This is a genomic window from Streptomyces ossamyceticus (assembly GCF_001418475.1).
GTDB lineage: Bacteria > Actinomycetota > Actinomycetes > Streptomycetales > Streptomycetaceae > Streptomyces > Streptomyces ossamyceticus.
Map to the genome: position 1 here is coordinate 1 of NZ_LIQX01000887.1, position 1,306 is coordinate 1,306.

Sequence of the window (1,306 nt, forward strand, 5' to 3'; positions counted from 1 at the left end):
AGAGGTGTATAAGAGAGAGCGCCTCGGCAGCGGGAGCGGTGGTGTTCCGGGCCGCTCCCGATGCCGAGGCGTGGCCGGCCGTCCGGGGGGTGGCGTGGTGGTGGGGGCCGCCGTGTCCGGTGTCACTGGCCATGGGCGTGCGGGCTCCTCGCGTAGGGGTCGGAGTCCAGGGCGCGGGCCCGTTCGGCAAGGCGGCCCATACGGGTGCGGGCCTTCTCCAACTGCTCCACGTCGTCGGCGGCGGGACCGGCGTCCGCGGCCAGCTCGGCCCACACGGCGATCAGGTCGCGGCCCAGGTGCAGCCCCTGGAGCGGGTCGCGGATCGCGCGCCAGGCCGCCGCCGCGCTCTGGATGTTGCCGTACGCGGCGCGGGGGTCACGCAGCCGGTGCCGGAGGGCGGCCAGGTCGAGGGACAGATGGAAGGACCTGAGCGCGTCACCGGCCAAGTAGGCGATGTACGCGGTCAGTTCACGCAGGCGGAGCACCTCGGCGTGCTGGGGGCCGAGGGTCGCCGTCGCCTGGGCCACGGTGTGCTCGGCCATCTCCGCGGCTTCCTGGATACGGCCCATCTTGACCGCCTCGTTGATGCGCGAGACGGGCTCGGCGAAGGGCGAGGGGGCCGCGGCCCCGTCGGGCTCCTCCAGGTCCAGCACGGACTCGGCGACGGCGTCGAACTCGCGCACGGGCGCCGGCTTGGGTCCGGGGTCCTCGTCCACGACCTTCCACTCCGGAGCGGAGTAGGGGTCGGCCGCGGACTCCTCCGGCGGGGCCGGTACGAGGGCGGGTTCCGGCGCGGTCACCTGGACCGGGGCCGGCAGCGGAGTCGGCGGCGCCGCCGGCGGCCAGGGCTGCGGGTCCAGCGAGACGGGCCCCGACTCCGGGACCGCGTCGGAGGAGTCGGCGGAGACGTGCTCGGCCGCGCCGACGGCCGGGTACTCCGCCTCCCCTTCGGACGTGTGGGCCGGGGCCTGAGGCACGGGGGCCTGGTGAACCGGCGCCTGATGCGGAGGCCACGGCTGCGGCTCCAGGGCGGCCGGGCTCAGCTCGGGGGCCGGGGCCTGCTGGTCCAGTGCCTGCTGGGCCGGGGCCTGCTGGGCCGAGACCTGGGCCTGGGCCGGTACGGCGTCGGCGACCTCGGCGGCGGCCGACGGGTAAGTGGGTGCGGCGGCCGGCGCATGGGCGGATGTGGCCTCGGGCGCGTGGACGGGTGCGCCACCCCGCGCGGGGCCGAACTCCCCGACCGGGGGTTCGGCGACGCCGACGGACCGGGCCGCCAACGGGCCGTATTCACCGGTCAGGGGTGCGA

The 1,306-nt window shown here is 76.5% G+C and carries 1 pseudogene; it reads right to left on the bottom strand.

Annotated features, from left to right (window positions below):
* Positions 1–122: 122 nt before the first annotated feature.
* A pseudogene (locus AOK15_RS40140) lies at positions 123–1,306 on the bottom strand (hypothetical protein); the annotation flags it as partial.